18 protein-coding genes and 2 tRNA genes are annotated in these 20,809 nt (G+C 62.9%); 13 read left to right on the top strand and 7 right to left on the bottom strand.

Annotation, left to right across the window (positions count from 1 at the left end; all coding sequences use genetic code 11):
• The first annotated feature begins 20 nt into the window (after positions 1-20).
• Positions 21-1,658 (top strand): glucose-6-phosphate isomerase, encoded by a 1,638-nt coding sequence (gene pgi / locus MF606_RS08700; RefSeq protein WP_240233403.1) that lies wholly within the window; start codon positions 21-23, stop codon positions 1,656-1,658.
• Positions 1,655-2,410 (top strand): type I methionyl aminopeptidase, encoded by a 756-nt coding sequence (map, locus tag MF606_RS08705; protein ID WP_240233404.1) that lies wholly within the window; start codon positions 1,655-1,657, stop codon positions 2,408-2,410. The genes pgi and map overlap by 4 nt, the downstream gene beginning before the upstream one ends.
• A 32-nt stretch (positions 2,411-2,442) precedes the next feature.
• Here the strand turns inward: map and MF606_RS08710 are convergent, their stop codons facing one another.
• The 3 genes from MF606_RS08710 to MF606_RS08720 all read right to left on the bottom strand — a co-directional run bounded on the left by MF606_RS08710 (position 2,443) and on the right by MF606_RS08720 (position 3,927).
• Complete coding sequence (locus MF606_RS08710; protein WP_240233405.1) at positions 2,443-2,970, bottom strand: hypothetical protein; 528 nt, start codon at positions 2,968-2,970, stop codon at positions 2,443-2,445.
• A gap of 29 nt (positions 2,971-2,999) precedes the next feature.
• A tRNA-Lys gene (locus MF606_RS08715) sits at positions 3,000-3,074 on the bottom strand.
• Between the two features lie 76 nt (positions 3,075-3,150).
• The gene (locus MF606_RS08720; protein ID WP_240233406.1) at positions 3,151-3,927 is read right to left on the bottom strand and encodes a hypothetical protein; all 777 of its coding nucleotides are present in this window, start codon (positions 3,925-3,927) and stop codon (positions 3,151-3,153) included.
• A gap of 141 nt (positions 3,928-4,068) precedes the next feature.
• On the opposite strand from MF606_RS08720, the gene glmU reads away from it, so the two are divergent.
• A complete protein-coding gene (gene glmU, locus MF606_RS08725; RefSeq protein WP_240233407.1) occupies positions 4,069-5,421 on the top strand; it encodes a bifunctional UDP-N-acetylglucosamine diphosphorylase/glucosamine-1-phosphate N-acetyltransferase GlmU in 1,353 nt (450 codons plus the stop codon).
• 1 nt (position 5,422) lies between these two features.
• Positions 5,423-7,249, top strand: a complete 1,827-nt coding sequence (gene glmS, locus MF606_RS08730; protein WP_240233408.1) for a glutamine--fructose-6-phosphate transaminase (isomerizing) — start codon at positions 5,423-5,425, stop codon at positions 7,247-7,249.
• 41 nt (positions 7,250-7,290) lie between these two features.
• Here the strand turns inward: glmS and recG are convergent, their stop codons facing one another.
• Positions 7,291-9,399: an ATP-dependent DNA helicase RecG gene (recG, locus tag MF606_RS08735; protein WP_240233409.1), complete on the bottom strand. Its 2,109-nt coding sequence runs from the start codon at positions 9,397-9,399 to the stop codon at positions 7,291-7,293.
• 92 nt (positions 9,400-9,491) lie between these two features.
• On the opposite strand from recG, the gene MF606_RS08740 reads away from it, so the two are divergent.
• The 4 genes from MF606_RS08740 to MF606_RS08755 all read left to right on the top strand — a co-directional run bounded on the left by MF606_RS08740 (position 9,492) and on the right by MF606_RS08755 (position 15,354).
• On the top strand, positions 9,492-10,619 hold the full coding sequence (locus MF606_RS08740) for a hypothetical protein (protein WP_240233410.1): 1,128 nt from the start codon (positions 9,492-9,494) through the stop codon (positions 10,617-10,619).
• Between the two features lie 86 nt (positions 10,620-10,705).
• A complete protein-coding gene (locus MF606_RS08745) occupies positions 10,706-10,984 on the top strand; it encodes an FAD assembly factor SdhE (protein ID WP_240233411.1) in 279 nt (92 codons plus the stop codon).
• A complete protein-coding gene (gene mfd, locus MF606_RS08750; RefSeq protein ID WP_240233412.1) occupies positions 10,981-14,466 on the top strand; it encodes a transcription-repair coupling factor in 3,486 nt (1,161 codons plus the stop codon). Before MF606_RS08745 ends, mfd begins: the two co-directional genes overlap by 4 nt.
• A 144-nt stretch (positions 14,467-14,610) precedes the next feature.
• Positions 14,611-15,354, top strand: coding sequence for an invasion associated locus B family protein (locus MF606_RS08755; RefSeq protein ID WP_240233413.1), 744 nt, complete (start codon positions 14,611-14,613; stop codon positions 15,352-15,354).
• A gap of 57 nt (positions 15,355-15,411) precedes the next feature.
• Here MF606_RS08755 and MF606_RS08760 read toward each other — a convergent pair whose 3' ends face one another.
• The 3 genes from MF606_RS08760 to MF606_RS08770 are packed head-to-tail and all read right to left on the bottom strand — an operon-like array spanning position 15,412 to position 17,527.
• Positions 15,412-16,572 (bottom strand): FAD-dependent monooxygenase, encoded by a 1,161-nt coding sequence (locus MF606_RS08760; RefSeq protein WP_240233414.1) that lies wholly within the window; start codon positions 16,570-16,572, stop codon positions 15,412-15,414.
• The gene (locus tag MF606_RS08765) at positions 16,569-17,039 is read right to left on the bottom strand and encodes a DUF6691 family protein (protein WP_240233415.1); all 471 of its coding nucleotides are present in this window, start codon (positions 17,037-17,039) and stop codon (positions 16,569-16,571) included. Before MF606_RS08765 ends, MF606_RS08760 begins: the two co-directional genes overlap by 4 nt.
• Entirely contained in the window at positions 17,039-17,527 is a 489-nt protein-coding gene (locus MF606_RS08770) for a YeeE/YedE family protein (protein WP_476728695.1), read from the bottom strand. Before MF606_RS08770 ends, MF606_RS08765 begins: the two co-directional genes overlap by 1 nt.
• A 149-nt stretch (positions 17,528-17,676) precedes the next feature.
• Here MF606_RS08770 and MF606_RS08775 point away from each other — a divergent pair, with 149 nt between their 5' ends.
• The 5 genes from MF606_RS08775 (at position 17,677) to MF606_RS08795 (ending at position 20,722) form a co-directional block, all read left to right on the top strand.
• The gene (locus MF606_RS08775) at positions 17,677-18,573 is read left to right on the top strand and encodes a TerC family protein (RefSeq protein ID WP_338084439.1); all 897 of its coding nucleotides are present in this window, start codon (positions 17,677-17,679) and stop codon (positions 18,571-18,573) included.
• Positions 18,570-19,541: a quinone oxidoreductase family protein gene (locus MF606_RS08780; protein WP_240233417.1), complete on the top strand. Its 972-nt coding sequence runs from the start codon at positions 18,570-18,572 to the stop codon at positions 19,539-19,541. The genes MF606_RS08775 and MF606_RS08780 overlap by 4 nt, the downstream gene beginning before the upstream one ends.
• Positions 19,542-19,585: 44 nt before the next feature.
• Positions 19,586-19,675 (top strand) — tRNA-Ser (locus tag MF606_RS08785).
• Positions 19,676-19,875: 200 nt separating this feature from the next.
• Positions 19,876-20,322, top strand: coding sequence for a hypothetical protein (locus MF606_RS08790; protein WP_240233418.1), 447 nt, complete (start codon positions 19,876-19,878; stop codon positions 20,320-20,322).
• Between the two features lie 163 nt (positions 20,323-20,485).
• Positions 20,486-20,722, top strand: coding sequence for a G5P family DNA-binding protein (locus tag MF606_RS08795; RefSeq protein ID WP_240233419.1), 237 nt, complete (start codon positions 20,486-20,488; stop codon positions 20,720-20,722).
• Positions 20,723-20,809: the final 87 nt, after the last annotated feature.

Consider the following 20,809-nt stretch of genomic DNA (forward strand, 5'->3'; position numbering starts at 1 on the left):
CAGAAACAAGGGTTCTCGATATGGCTAAGGCTGGACGCAAGGCGAGTTTCACGAGCCTCGACAAGCATCGCAAGCGCCTCGAAGAGCAGCCGATGCGCGTGCAGTTCGCCGTCGATCCGAACCGCTTCAAGCGCTATTCGGCTACTGGCGCGGGCATCCTGCTCGACTATTCCAAGAACCGCATCGATGGCGACGCGCTCGCGGCCCTGTTCGATCTGGCCCGCGCGGCCGGCGTCGAAGAACGCCGCGACCAGATGTGCGAAGGCGAGCATATCAATATCACCGAAGACCGCGCCGTGATGCACATGGCCTTGCGATATCAAGGGGATAAGCCGGTGCCGGTCGACGGTAAGGACGTCATGCCAGACATCCGCGCCGTGCTGGATGCCATCGAGGCCTATACCAATGGTGTCCGGTCAGGCGAAATCCGCGGCCATGGCGGCGAGCAGTTCACGGACATCGTCAATATCGGCATTGGCGGCTCCGACCTCGGCCCGGCCATGGTCACCCTGGCGCTGGAGCCCTATACCCGCGCCGACCTTCGGGCTCACTACGTCTCCAATGTCGACGGCGCCCACATCCACGATACCCTCAAGCGCCTTGATCCCAAGAAGACGCTGTTCATCGTCGCATCCAAGACCTTCACCACCGACGAGACGATGACCAATGCCAACTCGGCCCGCAAATGGCTGGCTGACGCGCTGGGTGAGGAGGCCGTGCCGAACCATTTCGCCGCCGTCTCGACCAATATTCCGGCCTGCGCCAAGTTCGGCATCCGCGAAGACCGCATCTTCGGCTTCTGGGACTGGGTCGGCGGGCGTTACTCGGTCTGGTCGGCCATCGGCCTGCCCATCGCGCTGGCTATCGGCTATGACAATTTCGCCAAGTTCCTCAAGGGCGCCGATGCCATGGACCGCCACTTCCTCAGCGCCCCGCTGGAGGAAAACCTTCCGGTGATCATGGCCGTGCTTGGCGTCTGGTACCGCAACGTCTGGGGTTTCTCGACCCATGCCGTGCTGCCCTACGACCAGCGCCTCAGCCGCTTCGCCGCCTATCTGCAGCAGCAGGATATGGAGTCGAACGGCAAGTCGGTCACGCTATCAGGCAAGCCCGTCGGCTGGTCTACCGGCCCAATCGTTTGGGGCGAGCCAGGCACCAATGGCCAGCACGCCTTCTATCAATTGATCCACCAGGGCACCGACGTCATCCCAGCGGACTTCCTCATCGCCGCCAAGCCGCATGAGAACCTGCCACCACACCACGACAAGCTGGTCGCCAACGTGCTGGCACAGTCCGAAGCGCTGATGCTGGGCAAGACGGAGGAAGAAGTCGTCGCCGAACTCAAGGCCCAGAACCTTGACAAGGCCAAGATCAAGGAACTGACCCCGCACAAGGTGTTCCCCGGCAACCGTCCCTCCAACACCCTGTTCTACGAGCAGCTCACCCCCGAGACCCTCGGCTCGCTGGTCGCGCTCTACGAGCACAAGGTATTCACCCAGGGCGTGATCTGGAACGTCAATTCCTACGACCAGTGGGGCGTCGAACTCGGCAAGCAGCTCGCCAAGGCACTGCTGCCCAAGGTCGAGGGCAAGCAGAGCGGGGAAGGGCATGACAGCTCTACCCAGGGCTTGCTGGCATACTATCTGGCGAACAAGTGACCATCACCACCGAAGAACAGCTCGAAAAGCTCAAGGCCATTGGCCGCATCTGCGCCATTACCCGCGACGCCATGGCCTCGGCCATGCGTCCGGGCATGACAACGCAAGAACTTGACGAGATAGGTGCCAGCATGCTGGCAGCAAACGGCGCGCTTTCTGCCCCGGTGCTGACCTATGACTTCCCCGGCGCGACCTGCATTTCGGTCAACGAAGAGATCGCCCACGGCATTCCGGGTGACCGCGTTCTCGCCGAAGGCGACCTGGTCAATATCGACGTTTCCGCGGTCAAGGACGGGGTCTACGCCGATTGTGGCTCGTCCTTCATCCTGGGCAAGGGCGACCAGCGTCTGGTCAATCTCTGCCGCGATGGCAAGAAGGCCATGTGGGCCGGCATCGGCGCAGTCAAGGCCGGCGCACCGCTGGCCGATATCGGCGAAGCCATTGGAAAATTTGCGAAAAAGGGCGGCTATACGCTGATCCGCAACCTCGCCAGCCACGGCGTCGGCGACAGCCTGCATGACGAGCCGGCCGAGATTTCAACCTGGCCCGACAAGTCCGAACGCCGCCGCATGACCAACGGACTAGTGTTCACTATCGAACCCTTCCTGTCGCTCGGCGGCCGGATGGCCGACCAGAAGACGCCCGATGACGAATGGACCCTGATCAGCCGCCCCGCAGCGCCTTGTGTTCAGTATGAACATACGGTCGTGGCCACACCGCGTGGCGCTGTTGTGGTGACGCTGGCGGCCTAAAGGGTTGACTGATTTCGCAGAGATACCGCGTCTTACAGCCAGACCAGCAGCATTGGGCCGATCAGAACCAGCGCTATTGCCGCCACGAACCGGAGGTTGCCCAGTCGGCGCAGGCTGGGGACGCTGAGGAGCGTCGACAGCACCAGAAATGCCGCCAGCGCAATGAAGGCCGGGGTCAGCGGCGAAAGGACGAATGCCGTCTTTTCTGTGAGCTGCAGGTAGATCATATGCCCGCCGACGAAGCCCAGCAGGGCCGTGATGACCACAGCGACGGCCTTGGCCGTTATCAGCAGCGCCATATCGACAGTGTTACTGGCAATGATCAGTGCGAGGCCCGTGGCCGTGACCAGCACCGCGGCCAAGGTGGAAAACAGCCTTCCATCGGCCAGGAGCGGTACCATTTCAGGCGGGGCGGTCAGGGGCAGCGACCCGACCATGGGCAGGTCAGCGCCGTATTGGGCTAGCAGGTAGATGACGTAGAGCATGGTCAACGTGCCGATCGCGAACACGATGGCCGTGGCCGCGAGCACCTTGAGGAGATCGATGGTATCCTGTGACACCGCGGGAACCCCGATCAGAATGGGAGGAGTGGTATGCCGGGAGGGGGTCGAACCCTCGACCATTCGATTAAAAGTCGAATGCTCTACCACTGAGCTACCGGCACGCACTTGCTGACGCTGGTGGCGTCGCGGCGGAACATAGCCACGTAGCCCCCGCTGTCAACCGCAATTGCGCCGCTCTCAATAGCTGAGTGGCGTTCCGGTAAAGGGCATGGGCATGCACGAAATCGATACGCGCTCGAGGCGGGCACACAGCGAAGTGGCCTCGGTAAGCTGTGTAATCGGACCCACGACGATGCGCTTGTCATCGCTATTGGCCTCGTCGACCAGCAGCGGCGCCAGCCCGAACAGCAGCGGACCGAGCTTGATTGAGAGGTCTTTCCAGGTCTCGGGAGCTTGCTCGAATGCGATCGACGGGCCCAATGCGATGCCAAACGCAGCTTCGTTGGGCACGGCCAAGGCTGCGGTTTGCTCGACAAGGGCAGGCAGCGGCTGCGCCGGTTGCGCTTCGGCCATGGGGCTCTGGCGAACCATGACCGAACCGCCATCGGCGTCGTAAATCAGCGCCTCGCCTTCGCCAATCGAAGCGGTGAAGGCCGAGCGATCGATCTCGGCACCGCTGGGTAGGGCCTCCAGCAGCTTCGGCAGGCTGACTTCGAGCGCGCCGACGCGCTGGGTTATCTCATTGCCCTGCCGCTCTTCGAGCGCGAACCGGGTGGCCAGCAGACCATTCTCGCGCTTGAGCTGCAGGGTCTCCTCGCGCAGGTCGGCGACTTGCAGGCGCAATTGCTCGAGCGAGGCGCCTTCGATGCGTGTTTTATGGAGGCCACCAAGTATGCTTGATGGAATGGCAGCCGAGATATTGGCACCCAGGACAGCAATGCCGCCAAAAACCAGGGCCACTATGCCCCAAACGGCGACATCCGATTGCCGGAATTGTTCCGATGCCTTAGCCAATGCAGCAATCCCTATGCGCAATCGAATCAGGCTTTGCGCTCGACAGTAACCATGCCGTTGTGATTAGCGGTTCGCCAACTCTTGCCTGCCATAAATCTGTGAAAATGCACGCCAATAACGGGCGTGTACCGGAGAAGCCCCATGACTGAACTGTTGTCGATCATTCTTGCCGCGGGCGAGGGTACGCGCATGCGGTCGGCGACGCCCAAGGTTCTGCATCCGGTTGGCGGACTGCCGATGGTCGGCCACGTCGTGCGCACCGCCCTCAAATCCGGTTCCACCAGCATCAGCGTCGTCGTCGGCCCCAATCATGAGGCCGTGCAGGCCGAAGTCGCCCGCCATGGTGCTGACACCCGCATTTTCAGCCAACTCGAACGCCTCGGCACAGGTCACGCGGTGCGCCAGGCCCGCGAAGCCTTTGACGGTACCGCCGGCAATGTCGTGGTGCTCTATGCGGACAATCCCCTGGTATCGAGCGGCACTGTCGACGCCATCACCGCCCGGCTCGACGACGGCGCCGACATTGTCGTCGTCGGCTATCGTCCTGCCGACCCCACCAATCTAGGGCGCCTGCTGACCCAGGATGGACGGCTGCTGGCCATTCGCGAACATCGCGATGCCACCGAGGAAGAGCGCAAGATCGGGTTGGCCAATTCCGGCATTATGGGCTTCCGCGCCGAGGCGCTGCGCAGCATCATCGACCGGATCGGCAACAAGAACGCCAAGGGCGAGTATTACCTGACCGACGCGGTCGAGCTGGCCAATAGTGACGGCCGCCGTGTCGAATACATCGAAGCCGACGCGGACGAAGTCATGGGCGTCGACGATCGGACTCGGTTGGCAGCGGCCGAAGCGCAGTTCCAGGCCTTGAGGCGCGAGGATTTCATGAAGGCCGGTGTAACGCTCAAGGATCCGTCGAGCGTCTGGTTCTCCTACGACACCGAGATCGGCCGCGATGTGACGATCTTCCCAAATGTCGTGTTCGGCGCTGGGGTCAAAATCGCCGACAACGTCGAAATCCGCGCTTTCTGCGACATTGAAGACGCCACGATCGGGGAGGGCTCGTCGATCGGCCCCTTTGCGCGCATTCGAGGCGGGGCGGAACTGGAGCGGGACGTCCATCTTGGCAATTTCGTCGAGGTCAAGAAGTCGAGGATCGGCGCCGGCACAAAGGCCGGACATCTGAGCTATCTTGGCGATGCCGAGATCGGCAGTAAGACCAATATCGGCGCGGGCACTATCACCTGTAATTACGATGGCGTGAACAAGGACAAGACCGTCATCGGCGACAATGTCTTCATCGGCTCGAACGCCTCCCTGGTGGCGCCGGTGGCCATTGGCGATGGCGCCTATACGGCTTCAGGTAGCGTGATCACCGAGGACGTGCCGGCGGATGCAGTGGCCTTCGGCCGGGCCCGTCAGGAAAACAAACCGGGCTACGCGCCCAAATTGCGCGAGAAGGCCCTCGCCAAAAAAGCAGCCAAGGGGAAGTAGCATGTGCGGCATTGTCGGGATTGTTGGCAGTGAACCGGTCGCGACCCGGCTGGTCGACGCGCTGAAGCGCCTGGAGTATCGGGGCTATGACAGCGCCGGCGTGGCGACGCTCGAGGGTGGAGACATCAGCCGCCGTCGGGCCGAGGGCAAGCTCGGCAACCTGGCGCAGAAGCTGGCCTTCGAGCCGCTGGATGGCCGCATCGGCATCGGCCACACGCGCTGGGCAACCCACGGCGCCCCCACCGAGCAGAACGCGCATCCCCATGCCACCGACCGCGTTGCCGTCGTGCATAACGGTATCATCGAGAACTATCGCGAGATGCTGGCCGACCTCGCCAAGGACGGCTACCTGCCCAAGACGCAGACGGATACCGAATCCGTCGCGCTGTGGGTCAGTCGCGAATTGGCCACCGGCGCCGATCCGGAACTGGCCGTCGCGCGCACCCTCAAGAAGCTCAAGGGCGCCTTTGCCCTGGCCTTCCTGTTCAGGGGTGAAGAAGGCTTGCTGATCGCCGCGCGTCATGGTGCGCCGCTCGCCATCGGCTATGGCACGACCGAGATGTATCTGGGCTCGGACGCCATGGCGCTGGCTCCGTTCACCTCGCGCCTGACCTATCTCGAGGACGGCGATTGGGCGGTGATCACGCCGGCCGGCGTCACCATCCGCGATGGTCAGGACGCGATCGTGCATCGCGAACAGCAGCTTTCGCAGGCATCGGCTCTGATGGTGGACAAGGGCAACCATCGCCACTTCATGGCCAAGGAGATCTACGAGCAACCTGAAACCATCTCGCATACTTTGAGCCACTATGTGGACATGGGTGCCGAGAAGGTGGCGCTGCGCGAGACCTTGCCCTTCGACTTCGCCGACCTGAGCCGGCTGACTATCAGCGCCTGCGGCACGGCCTATCTCGCCGGCGCGGTGGCAAAATACTGGTTCGAGCGCTATGCGCGCCTTCCTGTTGATATCGATGTGGCATCCGAGTTCCGTTATCGCGAACCGCCGTTGGAGAAGGGTGGTCTTTCGCTCTTTATCTCGCAGTCGGGTGAGACCGCCGACACGCTGGCGGCCTTGCGCTATTGCGCGGGGCAGGGGCAGCATGTCGCTTCGCTGGTCAATACACTGGAATCGACCATTGCCCGGGAATCGAGCGTCGTGTTTCCGATCCTCTGCGGACCAGAAATCGGCGTGGCCTCGACCAAGGCGTTGACGGCACAATTGACGGCGTTGGCCAGCCTCGCCATCGCGGCGGGCCGCGCGCGCGGTGTGCTGAGCGTCGAGCAGGAAAGCGAATTCGTGCGGTCGCTGATAGGTCTGCCGACTGCCGTTTCCGAGGCATTGGCGACTGAACGGCAGATCATGGATATCGCCAAACGCCTGTCCAAGGCCAAGGACGTGCTCTATCTCGGCCGTGGTCCGATGTTCCCGATCGCCATGGAAGGCGCATTGAAGCTGAAGGAAATCAGCTATATCCACGCAGAAGGTTATGCGGCAGGTGAGCTGAAGCATGGCCCGATCGCGCTGGTCGACGAAGACATGCCTGTCATCGTCGTGGCGCCTTCGGACGAGCTGGTCGACAAGACTCTGTCCAACATGCAGGAAGTGGCGGCACGCGGCGGCAAGATCATCCTCATCACCGATGCCGAGGGCGCCGAGACGGTTGGCCACGGCGTTGCCGATATCATTGTCATCCCGCATGTCTCGAGCTTTGTCGCACCGATTTTGGCGACGATACCTGTGCAGTTGCTGGCCTATCATACGGCGGTATTCATGGGCACCGACGTGGATCAGCCTCGCAATTTGGCGAAGTCGGTGACGGTCGAGTAGAGGAAGCGCCGGTAATGTCGCGGGAGTGTGCTAGCTATCGGCTACCCCGCCCGGATCAGCGGGATCGCCAGGTCCTTGCGGAACAGATACAGCGCCGTGCGCGCTGCTTCACCGTCAGCGCCGGTCAGCCCCGGATTGGCGGCCAGCAATGCTTTGGCGTCATCGTGGGCAAAGTCGAGCAGGTGGCGGTGCACGTCAGGAACGGCGAGCCGGTAGCCGGGCATGCCGGATTGGCGGGTGCCGAGGACGTCGCCCTGTCCACGTAGCTCCAGGTCGCGTTCGGCGATCTCGAAGCCATCCTCGGTGGATTTGATGGTTTCGAGCCGAGCCTTGGCGGTTTCGCTCAATGGCTCTTTGTAGAGCAACAGGCAGGCCGAGCGCTGCGAACCGCGACCGACGCGGCCGCGAAGCTGGTGGAGCTGGGCCAGACCAAAGCGCTCGGCATGCTCGATGATCATGATCGAGGCATTGGGGACGTCAACGCCGACCTCGATCACCGTTGTGGCGACCAGCAGTTTGAGCTCGTTGGCGGCGAAGCGCTGCATCACCTCCTGCTTGGCGGCGGCGCTCATGCGGCCGTGCACCAACGCCACCTGATCGCCAAACACCTTTTGCAACTCGGCGAAGCGGTCTTCGGCGGCCACGACATCGAGATGTTCGCTTTCCTCGACCAGCGGACAAACCCAGAATGCTTGCGCGCCTTCGCCCAGGCGCGCCTGCAAACGCGAGATGACCCGGCCATAATCGCCGATGGATAGCACTGCGGTGTCAATCGGCTGGCGACCGCGCGGCTTCTCGCGGAGCACGCTCACGGCCATATCGCCGAAATGGGTAAGAACCAGCGTGCGCGGGATCGGCGTGGCGGTCATGACAAGCAGGTCCGTGTGCTTGCCCTTGTCGGACAGGGCCAGGCGCTGATGCACGCCGAAGCGATGCTGTTCGTCGACGACCGTCAGGCCAAGATTGCGAAATTCGACACCGGACTGGAACAGCGCATGCGTGCCCACGATGATCATTATCTCGCCGTCGGCAATGCCGGCCAGCTTGGCGCGGCGTTCGGCGGCCGGCATCTTGCCGGTGAGAAGCTCACAGCCCAGGCCGGCGGCGTCGCAGAGCGGCTTGAGGGTCTTGAAATGCTGGGCGGCGAGCAGTTCGGTGGGCGCCATCATCGCCGATTGGGCGCCGCTCTCCGCCAAGGCAGCCATCGCCATCAATGCGACGACGGTCTTGCCGGCCCCGACATCGCCCTGCAGCAGACGAGACATGCGGTCGGGCGAGGCGAGGTCGGCCCGGATTTCATCCACGGCCTGTTGCTGCCCAGTGGTCAGCGAGAATGGCAGGGCCGCCGCGACGCGTTGTGTGATTTCGCCGGTGAAGTTGCGAGCAATGCCGCGCGCTGCCACCATGGTTGACCGAATGAGCTGCAAGGTGAGCTGGCCGGCAAAATACTCGTCATAGGCCAGACGCATGCGGGCAGGTGCCCAAAGCTGCGCCTCATCGGGATTGGCGGGAAGGTGGACCATCCGCATGGCGTCATCAAAGCTCGGCCATTTGCGCTCGCCTATGGTCGCCGGGTCGATCCATTCGGGCAGCTCGGGTAAGCTCTCAAGCACCTGCCGCACCAGTTTGCCGAGTGCCTTGGAGCTCAGGCCCTGCGTTAGCGGATAGACAGGCTCGACCAGCGGCAGGGTGGCGAATTTGTCTGGCTCGACGACGTAGTCGGGATGGGTGATTTGCTTCTCACCGTTGAAGAAGCCGATCTGGCCCGAGACGAAGCGCTCCTCGCCGATGGGCAGAGCCTTTTCCACCCAACCGCCTTGCGCGCGGAAGAAGACCAGCTGCACGTCGCCGGTATCGTCATGCGCGAAGACGCGGTGCGGAACATGCGGCTTGCCACGGGGTGGCGGCTGATGGCGGTCTATGTGTAGGCGCAGGGTGACGATCTGGTTGAGATAGGCCTCGGCAATACCCACCTGGCGGCGCCTGTCCACCACGCCCGAGGGCATGTGCATGAGGATGTCGAGGGCGATCGCCTCTTGCCCCTCAGGCGCGCCGAAGTAGCGCGTCAGCAGGGCGGCCAGCTTGTCACCGACACCCTTGATGGAATGCAGCGAACGGAAGAGCGGCGAGAGAGATTCGGGGCGCGACAAGTGTGATTCTCCTCCCGGCGAGCTTACCCAAGTTTGGCCGGGCAGGAATTCTTGCTATTGCTGCCGTAGCAAACCACCCGAGGAAAACGCATTTGGACGCGGAAATCTTTACGCTCTCGCTGACTGGCCCCGATAGCCATCGTCTCAAACGCGAGCCGGGTGTTGGAAGCCTGATACTTGGGCCTGGGGATGGCCAGAGGCGACCGGACCTGGTGGTTGCGCCCGACCAGACCATCCATTGGCAGGTCTTCGACCAGATGCAAACCGGCGCAGGCTATAATTGGCCGCGTCATATCCATTACGAAGGCAACGATACCGCGCTCTTTGCCTGGATGCGGCAGCGGGAGACCGAGCAGGTGACCTTCCTGGCTCGCGCCGATGTGACCATCGACGCACGTGACGCCAAGCTCGGCAGCCTGACGCTTTCGCCCGGCGCGCATTGCATCACCATCACGCTTCCGACCGCCCTCGATCATCTGAGCATTATGGGCGATCCGAACAGGGTCGAGCTGAACAGTCCTGAAACCTTGCCCGACATCACGCTGGTTGCCCCCGACAAGGGTACGTTGGGCAGTGTCGAGGGGCTTCACTATCTTCGGAGCGTGAAGTCGCTCGGCATCCACAATGCCGTGCTCGATACGCCCTTCGATTGCCGCAGCCTGCTGGCGCTAGGCGACCTGCGGCGTGTGCGCCTGCATGGGGCCATGGCCAATCTCGACGCGCTGGCCGGAATGAACTTGCGGGGGCTGGAGCTGCGCTTCATCCCCAATCTCGATGGCCTGCCCGATCTCTCGATCTGGCCGGAATTGGGCTATTTCGTCGCCTGGAATGTGGAAGAAACAGCCGGCAGGGCACTGAAGCAGGCGATCAAGCGACTCCCGTCAGGCGAGGATAATTATGCCGGCGTCAGCCAATTGCGCAGCCGCCAATGGTTTGTCGAAGAATACGGATTGCCGTTCGGGGCCTGGCCCAGCAAGAATGAAAAAGCGGCCAGCAAGGCTTACAAATTGGCCAGCAAGGCACTGACGATCGCGACTACTCAAGCCGAAGCGAAGGCTGTGATCATTGCATTCGTGCAAGCCATCAATGCCTTGCCAGGCATCGAAACCAGTGAGCGTGAGGATACCGGCAACGCGGTAGTGCTGCTCGCACGGGTCAAGCCTGACTTGGCCAAGCCGGAGGAAGCCTTGGCCTGGTTTGATGGGTCGCGCGATTTCTAGCGCGTTGCGCAAGGGCTGACACACCGAACGAATGGGGCTACACAGGGCGTCCAAATCAACCACCATTCGGGATCATGGCGCGTCAAATGACAGCCGGTGAAGACATTGCTATGCGCCGCAAGAAGCTGCGCTACCGCGCCTGGCATCGCGGCACGCGCGAAATGGACCTGGTTCTCGGGCCCTATGCCGACGCGCATACCGATGCCATGGATCATGCTCAACTCGACAGACTCGAGGCGCTGATGAGCGAGGAAGATCCGCCATTGCTCAAATGGGTCATGGGTCAGGAGGCGCCGCCTGCCAATGTCGATACGGCCTTCCTCGCCGAGGTGATTGCCGACCATAAGGCCCGGATCGCCAAATGAACGAAGTGGTTGCCCAGCGCCCAACGCGCACCATCGCCAATGTGCCCGATGGCATGCAGCCCATGGTGCTGGCGCGCCTGGTGCAGCAGCGCATCGAAGCAGCCCCGGAGGACGCCGCAAGCATAGTCTTCGTGGCGCGCGACGGGCGCCGGCTGCAGAGGATGGCAGATATCCTGACGGCGCTGTTGCCGGGGCATACCATTCTGACGCTGCCAGCCTGGGACTGTTTGCCTTACGACCGGGTGTCGCCGAACAACGTAACGATCGCGGCGCGAATGAACACGCTCGCGGCGTTGACCAGCGGTGCCAAGGGCGCCGTCGTGCTGACGGCAGTCAATGCACTGATCCAGAAGCTGCCGCCGCGCGATGTGGTAGAGACCATGTCGTTCTCGGCCGCGACCGGGCGGATTGTCGATAGCGAGAAGCTGATCGGCTGGGCGGCTAAAAACGGCTACCTGCGCGTGCCGACCGTGCGTGAGAGCGGTGAATATGCCGTGCGTGGCGGGCTGGTGGACCTGTTCCCGGCGAGCGCCGAAGCGCCGCTGCGTTTCGACTTCTTCGGCAGCCAGCTCGAATCGATCCGAGCGTTCGATCCCGACAGCCAGCGGACGACCGGTACGCTCAAGCGTGTCGACCTGACGCCAATGAGCGAGGTCGTGCTGACCGAGGAAACCATAAAGCGGTTCCGGCAGAACTATACGGCGACGTTCGGCGGCAACACCGTCGACGACACGCTCTATGCGTCGGTCAGTGGCGGATCGCGCTATTCGGGGACCGAGCACTGGCTGCCGTTCTTCTACGAGCATCTCGATACGCTGGCCGACTATGTCGGGGACGCGCCGTTCATCTTCGATGAGCAGGCGGCGGAGGCTTATGCGGATCGCGCGACGCAGGTGCGGGACTATTACGAAGCACGCGAGGCAGCGCGACTGGCGCCGGTGGTGGCCGGGGCAGGGGCGCCTTACAAGCCGATAAAGCCGGAACTGCTCTATGCCGTCGATAGCCATCCGTACGCGCTTTCCGGCGCATCGGTGGTGCAGCTCAGCCAGTTCATGGCCCCGGGCACGAAGGCAGCTGACGACGCTGGCGGCCATATTGCGCCAAGCTTCGCCGCCGAACGGCAGGCAACCGATACCAACCTGTTCCAGTCCGTCGTGGACCGGCTGCTGGCCGAGCGCCGCAATGGCCGGCGCGCCGTTGTCGCGTGCTGGAGCACGGGCACCCGCGATCGCATGGTGCAGGTGCTCAAAGACCATGGGCTGACCAATCCACGTCTGGCGGAAAACTGGCGTGACGCCGAAACCACCAGCGCCGCGACCACCTCGCTGGTTGTGCTGCCGCTCGAAACCGGTTTCGAGACTAAGGACCTGCTGGTCCTCAGCGAGCAGGACATTCTGGGCGAGCGCATCCTGCGGCCCCAGCGCAAGAAGAAGGCCAGCGACGCCCTCACCGAAGCGGCCAGCCTCGCCGCGGGTGACCTCGTGGTTCACGTCGATCACGGTATCGGCCGCTTCCTCGGGCTCAAGGTGATCGAGGCAGGCGGGGCGCCGCACGAATGCGTCGAGCTCGAATATGGCGGCGATACCAAGCTCTACCTGCCGGTCGAGAATATCGAGCTGCTGACCCGCTACGGCTCCGACGAGGGCAATGTCACGCTCGACAAGCTGGGCGGCGTCGCCTGGCAGGCCAAGAAGGGCAAGCTCAAGAAGCGCATCCGCGAAATGGCGGAGCAGCTCATCAAGATCGCGGCAGCGCGCTTGCTGACGCGGGCCGATGTGGTCGAGATCAATGCCGGCGCCTACGACGAGTTCGCGGCGCGCTTCCCCTATGAAGAGACCGAGGACCAGATGGCCGCCATCGAGGCGGTGTTCGACGACGTGACCTCGGGCCGCGTGATGGACCGGCTGGTCTGCGGCGATGTGGGCTTTGGCAAAACCGAAGTGGCTTTGCGCGCCGCCTTTGCCGTGGCGCTCTCGGGCAAACAGGTCGCGGTGGTGGTGCCGACGACGCTGCTGTCGCGTCAGCACTTCAAGACCTTTGCCGAGCGCTTTGCCGGCCTGCCGGTACGCGTGCGTCAGGCTTCGCGCATGGTTGGGTCAGCAGAGCTCAAGGCCACCAAGGATGGGTTGGCAGATGGTCAGGTCGACATCGTGGTCGGCACTCATGCGCTGCTCAGCAAGACCATCAAATTCAAGGACCTCGGCCTGCTCATCATCGACGAAGAGCAGCATTTCGGCGTGGGCCACAAGGAGCGCCTCAAGGAGCTCAAGGCCAACGTGCACGTGCTGACGCTGACGGCGACGCCGATCCCGCGTACGCTGCAACTGGCGCTGACAGGCGTGCGCGACCTGAGCCTGCTGGCCACGCCGCCAGTGGATCGTCTGGCTATCCGCACGTTCATTTCGCCTTTCGACGCATTGTCGATCCGCGAGGCGCTGTTGCGCGAAAAATATCGTGGCGGCCAGAGTTTCTATGTCGTGCCGCGCATCAAGGACCAGGTCGAGATCGCCGAATTCCTCAAGGCGCAGGTGCCGGAAGTCTCCTTCGTCATCGCCAACGGCCAGATGCCGCCGGGCGAACTCGATGACATCATGAACGCCTTCTATGACAACAAGTTCGACGTGCTGGTGGCGACGACCATCGTTGAGTCCGGCCTCGATATTCCTAATGCCAATACGCTGATCGTGCACCGCGCCGACCATTTTGGCCTGGCGCAGCTCTATCAGATCCGCGGACGCATTGGCCGGGCCAAGGCTCGCGCCTATGCCCTGTTCACAGTGCCACCTGACAGAAAATTGACCGACACGGCCGAACGCCGTCTCGGCGTCCTGCAATCGCTTGAAAGCCTCGGTGCCGGCTTCCAGCTTGCCAGTCACGATCTCGACATCCGCGGGGCAGGCAACCTGCTCGGCGACGAGCAGTCGGGCCACATCCGCGAAGTGGGGTACGAATTGTACCAGGCCATGCTGGAGGAGGCTGTAGCTAACCTCAAGAATGGCGACGAGGATTATGAAGACAAGAACGAATGGAGCCCGCAGATATCGCTGGGCATGCCGGTGATGATCCCCGAGCACTATGTGCCCGATCTGCAATTGCGTATGCAGCTCTATCGCCGGTTGGGCGACCTCACCGATATCCGCGATATCGACGCTGCTGGCGCAGAATTGATCGACCGTTTCGGCCCGCTGCCGGAAGAGGTCGAGGCGTTGCTGAAGGTGATTTTGGTCAAGGCACTCTGCCGCCAGGCCAACGTTGAAAAGGTCGACGCGGGCCCCAAGGGGGCGGTGATTTCCCTGCGCAACAACGAGTTCCCGAACCCGGCCTCGCTGGTGCGGCTGGTCAGCGATCCCGCCAATCAGGTCCGGATCAAGCCCGATCAGAAACTCGTGTTCGCCCGCAACTGGCCGACACCCAATGATCGCCTCAAGGGGGCGGCCGCAATCCTGTCGCGTCTAGCAAAATTGGCCGAAAATGCGGCCTAGTCGCCATGTAACATACCCTTTGTGCCATAATGCTTTGGCAACGGGTATCGGTCATGTTATTGCCCGATTTCAGCACTTGAAGGGCAGTTCATTCTCAAGGTGACAGGACGTCGCCGGGACCGCCAAAGAAGCCAAGGAAATTCTATGAACTTCAGGAAACCCCTCGTCGCCGGATTTGCGGTGGCTGCGCTCATGCTGTCCCCGCTGTCGGCTTACGCTCAGGAAACCCCGGCGGCACCCGCCGAAGCACCCGCTGCCGAAACGCCTGCGGCTCCGGCCGCTGCGCCGACTGCCGCTGCGGCGGAAGGTGCTGCCGCTACGCCCGGCCAGAACTGGTTGAAGGTCTGCGATCCGCTGGAAGACGGCCAGAAGGCCTGCATCATGCGCCAGGTCGTCCTGGCTAATGGTCAGTTCCTGGGCTCGTTCCTGCTGCGCGATGACCCGGGTCAGGAAAGCCGCCTGCTCGCCGTCGCCGCTGTGCCGCTCGGTGTGCTGCTGCCCTTCGGCCTGACCTGGCAGATCGACGGCTCCAAGCCGGTTCGCGTGCCCTACATGCTCTGCGACCCCACGTCGTGCGCGACCCAGCTCGTCATCAACGAACAGTATGTCAATTCGCTCAAGCGCGGCAGCGTGCTCAAGCTCACTGCCAAGAACCGCCAGAACCAGGATCTGACCATCGAGATCAACCTGGCCGGCTTCACCGCCACCTATGATGGCGAAGCTGCCCTGACCTTCGACGAGTTCCGTCAGGAAACCTCGGGCGAGAACGCCCTCGAGCAGGTCCTGCAGGACCGCGCCGAAGAACTCCGTCGGCAGCTCGATGGCGAAGCCGCTCCGGCCGAAGGCGCCGAGGCTCCCGCAGAAGGCGCTGAAGCTCCGGCTCAGTAGCACCGGGCGCATTGGAAATTTGAAAAGGGCGCGGGAGACCGCGCCCTTTTTCCTTGCCTAGCGTTCGCCCATGCCGATGCCGAAGGCCTGCCGGCGCAGGCCGGGCACCAGCTTGAGGGCCCAGAGCCCGCCAGCACGCAATGCCTGGGCCGGGATCATCTCGGCAAGCAGGGAACGGAACAGGGTATCGACCATGCCGCCAGTGCGGGCCAGGTCGGCGGCGCGGCGGCGGGAGTAGTCCTCGCTCGCCGACACGGCCCAACCAGGTTGTGACAGGTCGGCGGCGCTCAACGCATCGGCCAGGTCGGCGACATCGCGCAGGCCCAGGTTGAGCCCCTGCGCCCCGATCGGCGGGAAGGCATGAGCGGATTCCCCCACCAACACGACGCCATCCGCGCCAGCCGCATCGACAGTGAGGGTGCTGAGCGGAAAGACATGCGCCGGCGTGAGCATGGCCACGCTGCCAAACAGGCGCTGCGATTTGGAGAGGAACGTCGGCACCAGCCCCTCCTTGCCGCTGGCAAGCGCCTCGCGCAGCACCGCTTCATCGTCGATCCAGACCAGGTTGGCGCGGTTGCCGCCGGCCGGAACCAGCGTGAATGGGCCCTGCGGGTAGTGAAACTCGATCGACGTGCCGCCAATCGGACGACCCAGCTCCAGGTCGCAGACCAGGGCCGCTTGGGCAAACACGCTTTCACGCACCCGAAAGCCGGCGGCGGAGCGGATCAGCGACTTCTTGCCGTCGGCGCCGACCACCAGCAGTGCCGTCAGAACGCTTCCATCGGCTAAGGTCAGACGCGGAACGCCGCCGTCACCCGAGAATTCGGTAACGCCAACGTTACGGGTTTCGAGATTGGGCAGCGCGCGCGCCGCCGTCTGGAAACTTTCCATGAGCCGCAGATTGGCGAAATTCCAGCCGAATGCGTCGAGACCTACCTCCTGTGCGTCGAACAGAGTTTCGGGCGCACGGATAAGCCGGTTGGTCGCATCGACGATGCGAATTTGCGTCAGCGGATGGCCGACAGCATCCGGACCGCCAATGAGGCCCGCGCTTGTCAGGTAATCCACGCTCGGCATCATGAGGGCGGATGTGCGGCGGTCCACCGGGCCAGCCGGCGCCAGATGAACGGTCTTGAGGCCAGCCTTGGCCACCGCGACCGCCGCGGCCATGCCGACCAGTCCGCCGCCGACAATGATGGCGTCTGCATCCTGGGTCATTGGGCATCCACCAGGCGTTTGGAATGGCCGCTGGGGATCACCAGACTGCCGGCGAGTGAGCCGATCAGCATGGTGACGAGGAATATCCAGAGATTGTCGGGTACGAAGGCGATCAGGGAAATGGCGGGGCCGGGGCAAATGCCCGCCATGCCCCAGCCAATGCCGAACAGGGCTGCGCCGCCGACAAGGCGCTTGTCGATGCGCTTGTATTCCGGCTCGTGGAAAGCCGTGTCGAAGAGGGGCGCCTGCCGGCGTTTGCCGAGCCGGACGGCGATGAACATCACGATGACGGCCGGCACCATGACAAACGCCAGGCTTGGGTCCCAGCCGCCGGACGGGATAGCCGTGAAATCGAGAAAGTGCAGAACCTTCAGCGGGTCGACCATCTGCGAGACATAAAGGCCAGCGCCGAACAGCGCTCCGCTCAGGGCGGCGGTGGCGAGATAGGGGAGCTTGAGGCTGGCCATCACACCACTCCCGTCACGGCGACGGTAATGATAGCGACGCCGAAGAACACGGCGACAGCGACCAGCGAGCGGACCGAAAGCCGGGCAAGCCCGCAAACGCCGTGCCCGGATGTGCAACCATTGCCAATCTTGGTGCCGAGGCCGGTCAGCAGCCCCGCTATCCCAAGCCAGACCGGTGTGGGCACCCCCCATGACGCGGGAGCCTCGACCAGTCTTGCAGGCTCGACACCACCGACACCAAGCCCCGGAAAGAGCTTGGCCGTGACGAATGTCGCCAGAACCAGCGCGACGAGGAAGACCAGCCGCCACACGACCGTCTGCGCCGGAGGCAGCAATTGGCCGAATATGCCAGATATGCCGGCGATCCGGCCATTGCCCAGCCACAAGACGGCCGTCGCCAGGCCGATGAGGCTGCCGCCTAGAGCGGCCGTAAGGGGGGTAAACGATTCCATCTTATCACTCGCGAGTTGCGTCGGCGGCGAAGCTATCACCCGCCGGCGGAGCGAAGCCAGCTTTGCCACGGCTAGTTTGTGCTGCGGAACGCCGCAGGCCGAGGAAAACTCTGCCAGCAAGGCTTTCCCGCACGCGGTGCACCGCTTAGATAGATGCAACGCGCAAATTCGAAATGGAGCCGACAATGCTAGAGCTATTGGCTGATCCGAATGCCTGGATCGCCTTTGGTACCCTCACGGTGATGGAAATCGTGCTGGGCATCGACAATATCGTCTTCATCTCAGTTCTCGTGTCGCGGCTGCCGAAAGAGCAGGCCGACCGCGCCCGCCAGATTGGCCTGGCCCTCGCGCTGATATTCCGCATCCTGCTGCTGCTGGTGATCAGCTGGATCATCAGCCTGACCCAGCCGGCGATTTCCGTTTTTGGGCTTGATCTCTCCTGGAAGGACCTGATCCTGATCGCCGGCGGCGCCTTCCTCGTCTACAAGGCGACCCACGAAATGCATGCGGCCATCGAAGAACCGCATGAGACGGGCCTTGCCAAGGGTGCTACCGCGGTCTTCGCCGCGATCATCGGCCAGATCATCGTCATCGACATGGTGTTCTCCATCGACTCGATCGTCACCGCCGTCGGCATGGCAGACGACGTCGAAGTGATGATCGCGGCTGTGATCGTCGCCGTAGGCGTCATGTTCGTGGCGTCCGGCCCGGTTGCCAAGTTCGTGGCCGACCACCCCACCACCAAGATGCTGGCGCTCGCCTTCCTACTCCTGATCGGCGTGTCGCTGGTGGCCGATGGTCTCGGCTTCCATATTCCGAAGGGCTACATCTACGCTGCCATGGGCTTCTCGGTGCTGGTGGAGGCGATCAACATCATCGCCAAGCAGCGCAAACTGGCGAGCGGCAAGGCCGCCGCGCCGGTCAAGATGACGCCCTTCACTGGCGACACCGGCTCGATCTCGGCCGAGGCCGGAGTCGCTGCGGTGACCGGCAAGAAGGTTGGAGCCAAGTCCACGCCGACGGCTCGCGCCCAGGCGCGTCCGAAATCGGCCCCCCGCAAGCCGCGGACGCCGAAGTCGTGAGCAAGGCTGTCGTCGTCCGGCAGGCCGGTGGCCCCGAAGTCTTGAGCTACGAGGACTGGCCACTGGCCAGTCCTGGCGCCGGCCAGGTGGCGCTACGCCAGACGGCGATCGGCCTGAATTTCATCGACACCTACCAGCGCTCCGGGCTCTACCCGGTCAACATGCCGTTCGTTGCCGGCAATGAGGGAGCAGGCGTCATCACCGCGATCGGCGATGGCGTGACCGGTCTCGAAATTGGCCAACGGGTAGCCTATCAGGGGCAGATCGGCGCTTATGCGACCGAACGCCTGGCCGCGGCTGACCGCCTGGTGCCGATTCCGGATGGAATCGACGATCAAACCGCCGCCGCGATCATGTTGAAGGGGCTGACGGCCTACTACCTCCTGTTCAAGACCTGGCCGCTGACCCGCGGCGAAACCATCCTCTGGCATGCCGCAGCGGGTGGCACCGGGCTCATTGCTACGCAATGGGCCCGCTCGCTCGGCGCGACCGTGATCGGCACCGCCGGCAGCGACGAAAAGGTTCAGCTTGCGCTCGACCATGGCTGCAATCACGTCATCAACTACAAGACGGAAGACTTCGCCACCCGCGTCCGTGCCCTGACCGAGGGGCGCGGTGTGGATGTCGTCTTTGACGGCGTCGGCAAGTCGACGTTTGAGGGCTCGCTTGATTGCCTGCGGCCGCGCGGGCTCATGGTTAGCTTCGGCAATGCATCAGGTGTCGTGACGATACCCGACATCACCGTGCTCTCGCGCAAGGGCTCGCTCTACGTTACGCGGCCCACAGGCGCACATTATCTCAACCGCCGCGAGGATCTGCTCGAGGGTGCGGCTTCGCTATTCGAAGCTGTCGCCACAGGCGTCATCAAGGTTCGGATCAACGAGACCTTCGCGCTGGCGGAGGCGGGCGCTGCGCATCGGGCCCTGGAGGGCCGCGAAACGACTGGGTCGGTGATCCTCATCCCCTAGCGGTCTGGACAGTTTGTCCTTCTGCCGGTAAAGGCACAGCCAACGGGTAGATGGCAGAGCGGTTGATTGCTCCGGTCTTGAAAACCGGCGAACGTGAAAGCGTTCCGGGGGTTCGAATCCCTCTCTACCCGCCATTTTCAAAAGGTCAGAGATTTGCGGTACGAAGCCGCGCTTGCGCGCGTGGGCAGGCCGTCGATGTTGGCCCATGTCCATTTCTTCACAGATCGCAGCGCCTCAAGCTTGCCACACGGGCCTTGAAAGACGAGGCGACCGAGGGTCTGGCTATTCGCCTTTCATTGGTGTTTAGTCGGCATGTAAAGGTCTGGGGGGACAAATGAAACGTCGCGCATTTTTGAGTGCCGCTGTCGTCATGACGGCGGCAATGCTTTCAGCTTGTTCAACAACCAGCGGACCTCGACTGGCGCCGGAGCGCCAACTCACGATCGCAGCACCAAAGATGAAGGTGAAAGAGGCTGTGGCCGCGCTTATGGTTTCCCGAGGCTATCAGATCCAGCGTGACACGGACTTTGTCATGGACTTCGCCACGAACACGCAGAACTTCATGGCGACGTTACTACTGAGTTCAAGGTACGACGGCCGCGTCGAAACGAGGGTGTCGGTGACCTTCATTGGCGACAACCCTACACAGGTGACGTGGCGGGCGGCGCTCGTCACCAATCCGGGGTCGGCATTCGAGCGGCCGACAGACATCACCAACAACCCTGAAGGCGACAACGTTCAGACTCAGTTCGTGGCGATCAAGACGCAACTGGAAAAGTGATCGTTGGCAGAGTTCTGAGTTGGTCCGCTTCGACTACATCGCCGCAAAACTACGATACCTCGTTGCCTTAGCCCGTTTGGTCATTCCAACGCGCGACAAAGCCGTTTTGATTTCCCTCGGTTTGGCGTAGTACGCGAGCGCCACCAACCAACGGAGAAGCCCTGTGAGCCGCAAGGAATTCGAAGCATCGCGGATGCGCCGCATGAGGCGGGTTGCTGGGCGGCATGGCTTGACCATCCTCACCGCCGAAAAGCTCACGGCCAAGCAGGGCAAGGGTGGGCATGCATTGCGTGACGACGAGAGCTTCAAAGTGGTCTATGGCCACCACCCGCTGCCATTTACCGCAACGCTGGAAGATATCGAAGCTTACCTCGACAAGCTCGAAGCTGCGGAAGACTAAGGGCGACTGATCTATCGGCGGTCGCCATGCTGGTTCACGCCGCAATGGCGCTTCGGCTCTGACACGGCAGCTTGACCTTGCCATGCT

The sequence above is a fragment of the Devosia lacusdianchii genome (assembly GCF_022429625.1).
GTDB lineage: Bacteria > Pseudomonadota > Alphaproteobacteria > Rhizobiales > Devosiaceae > Devosia > Devosia lacusdianchii.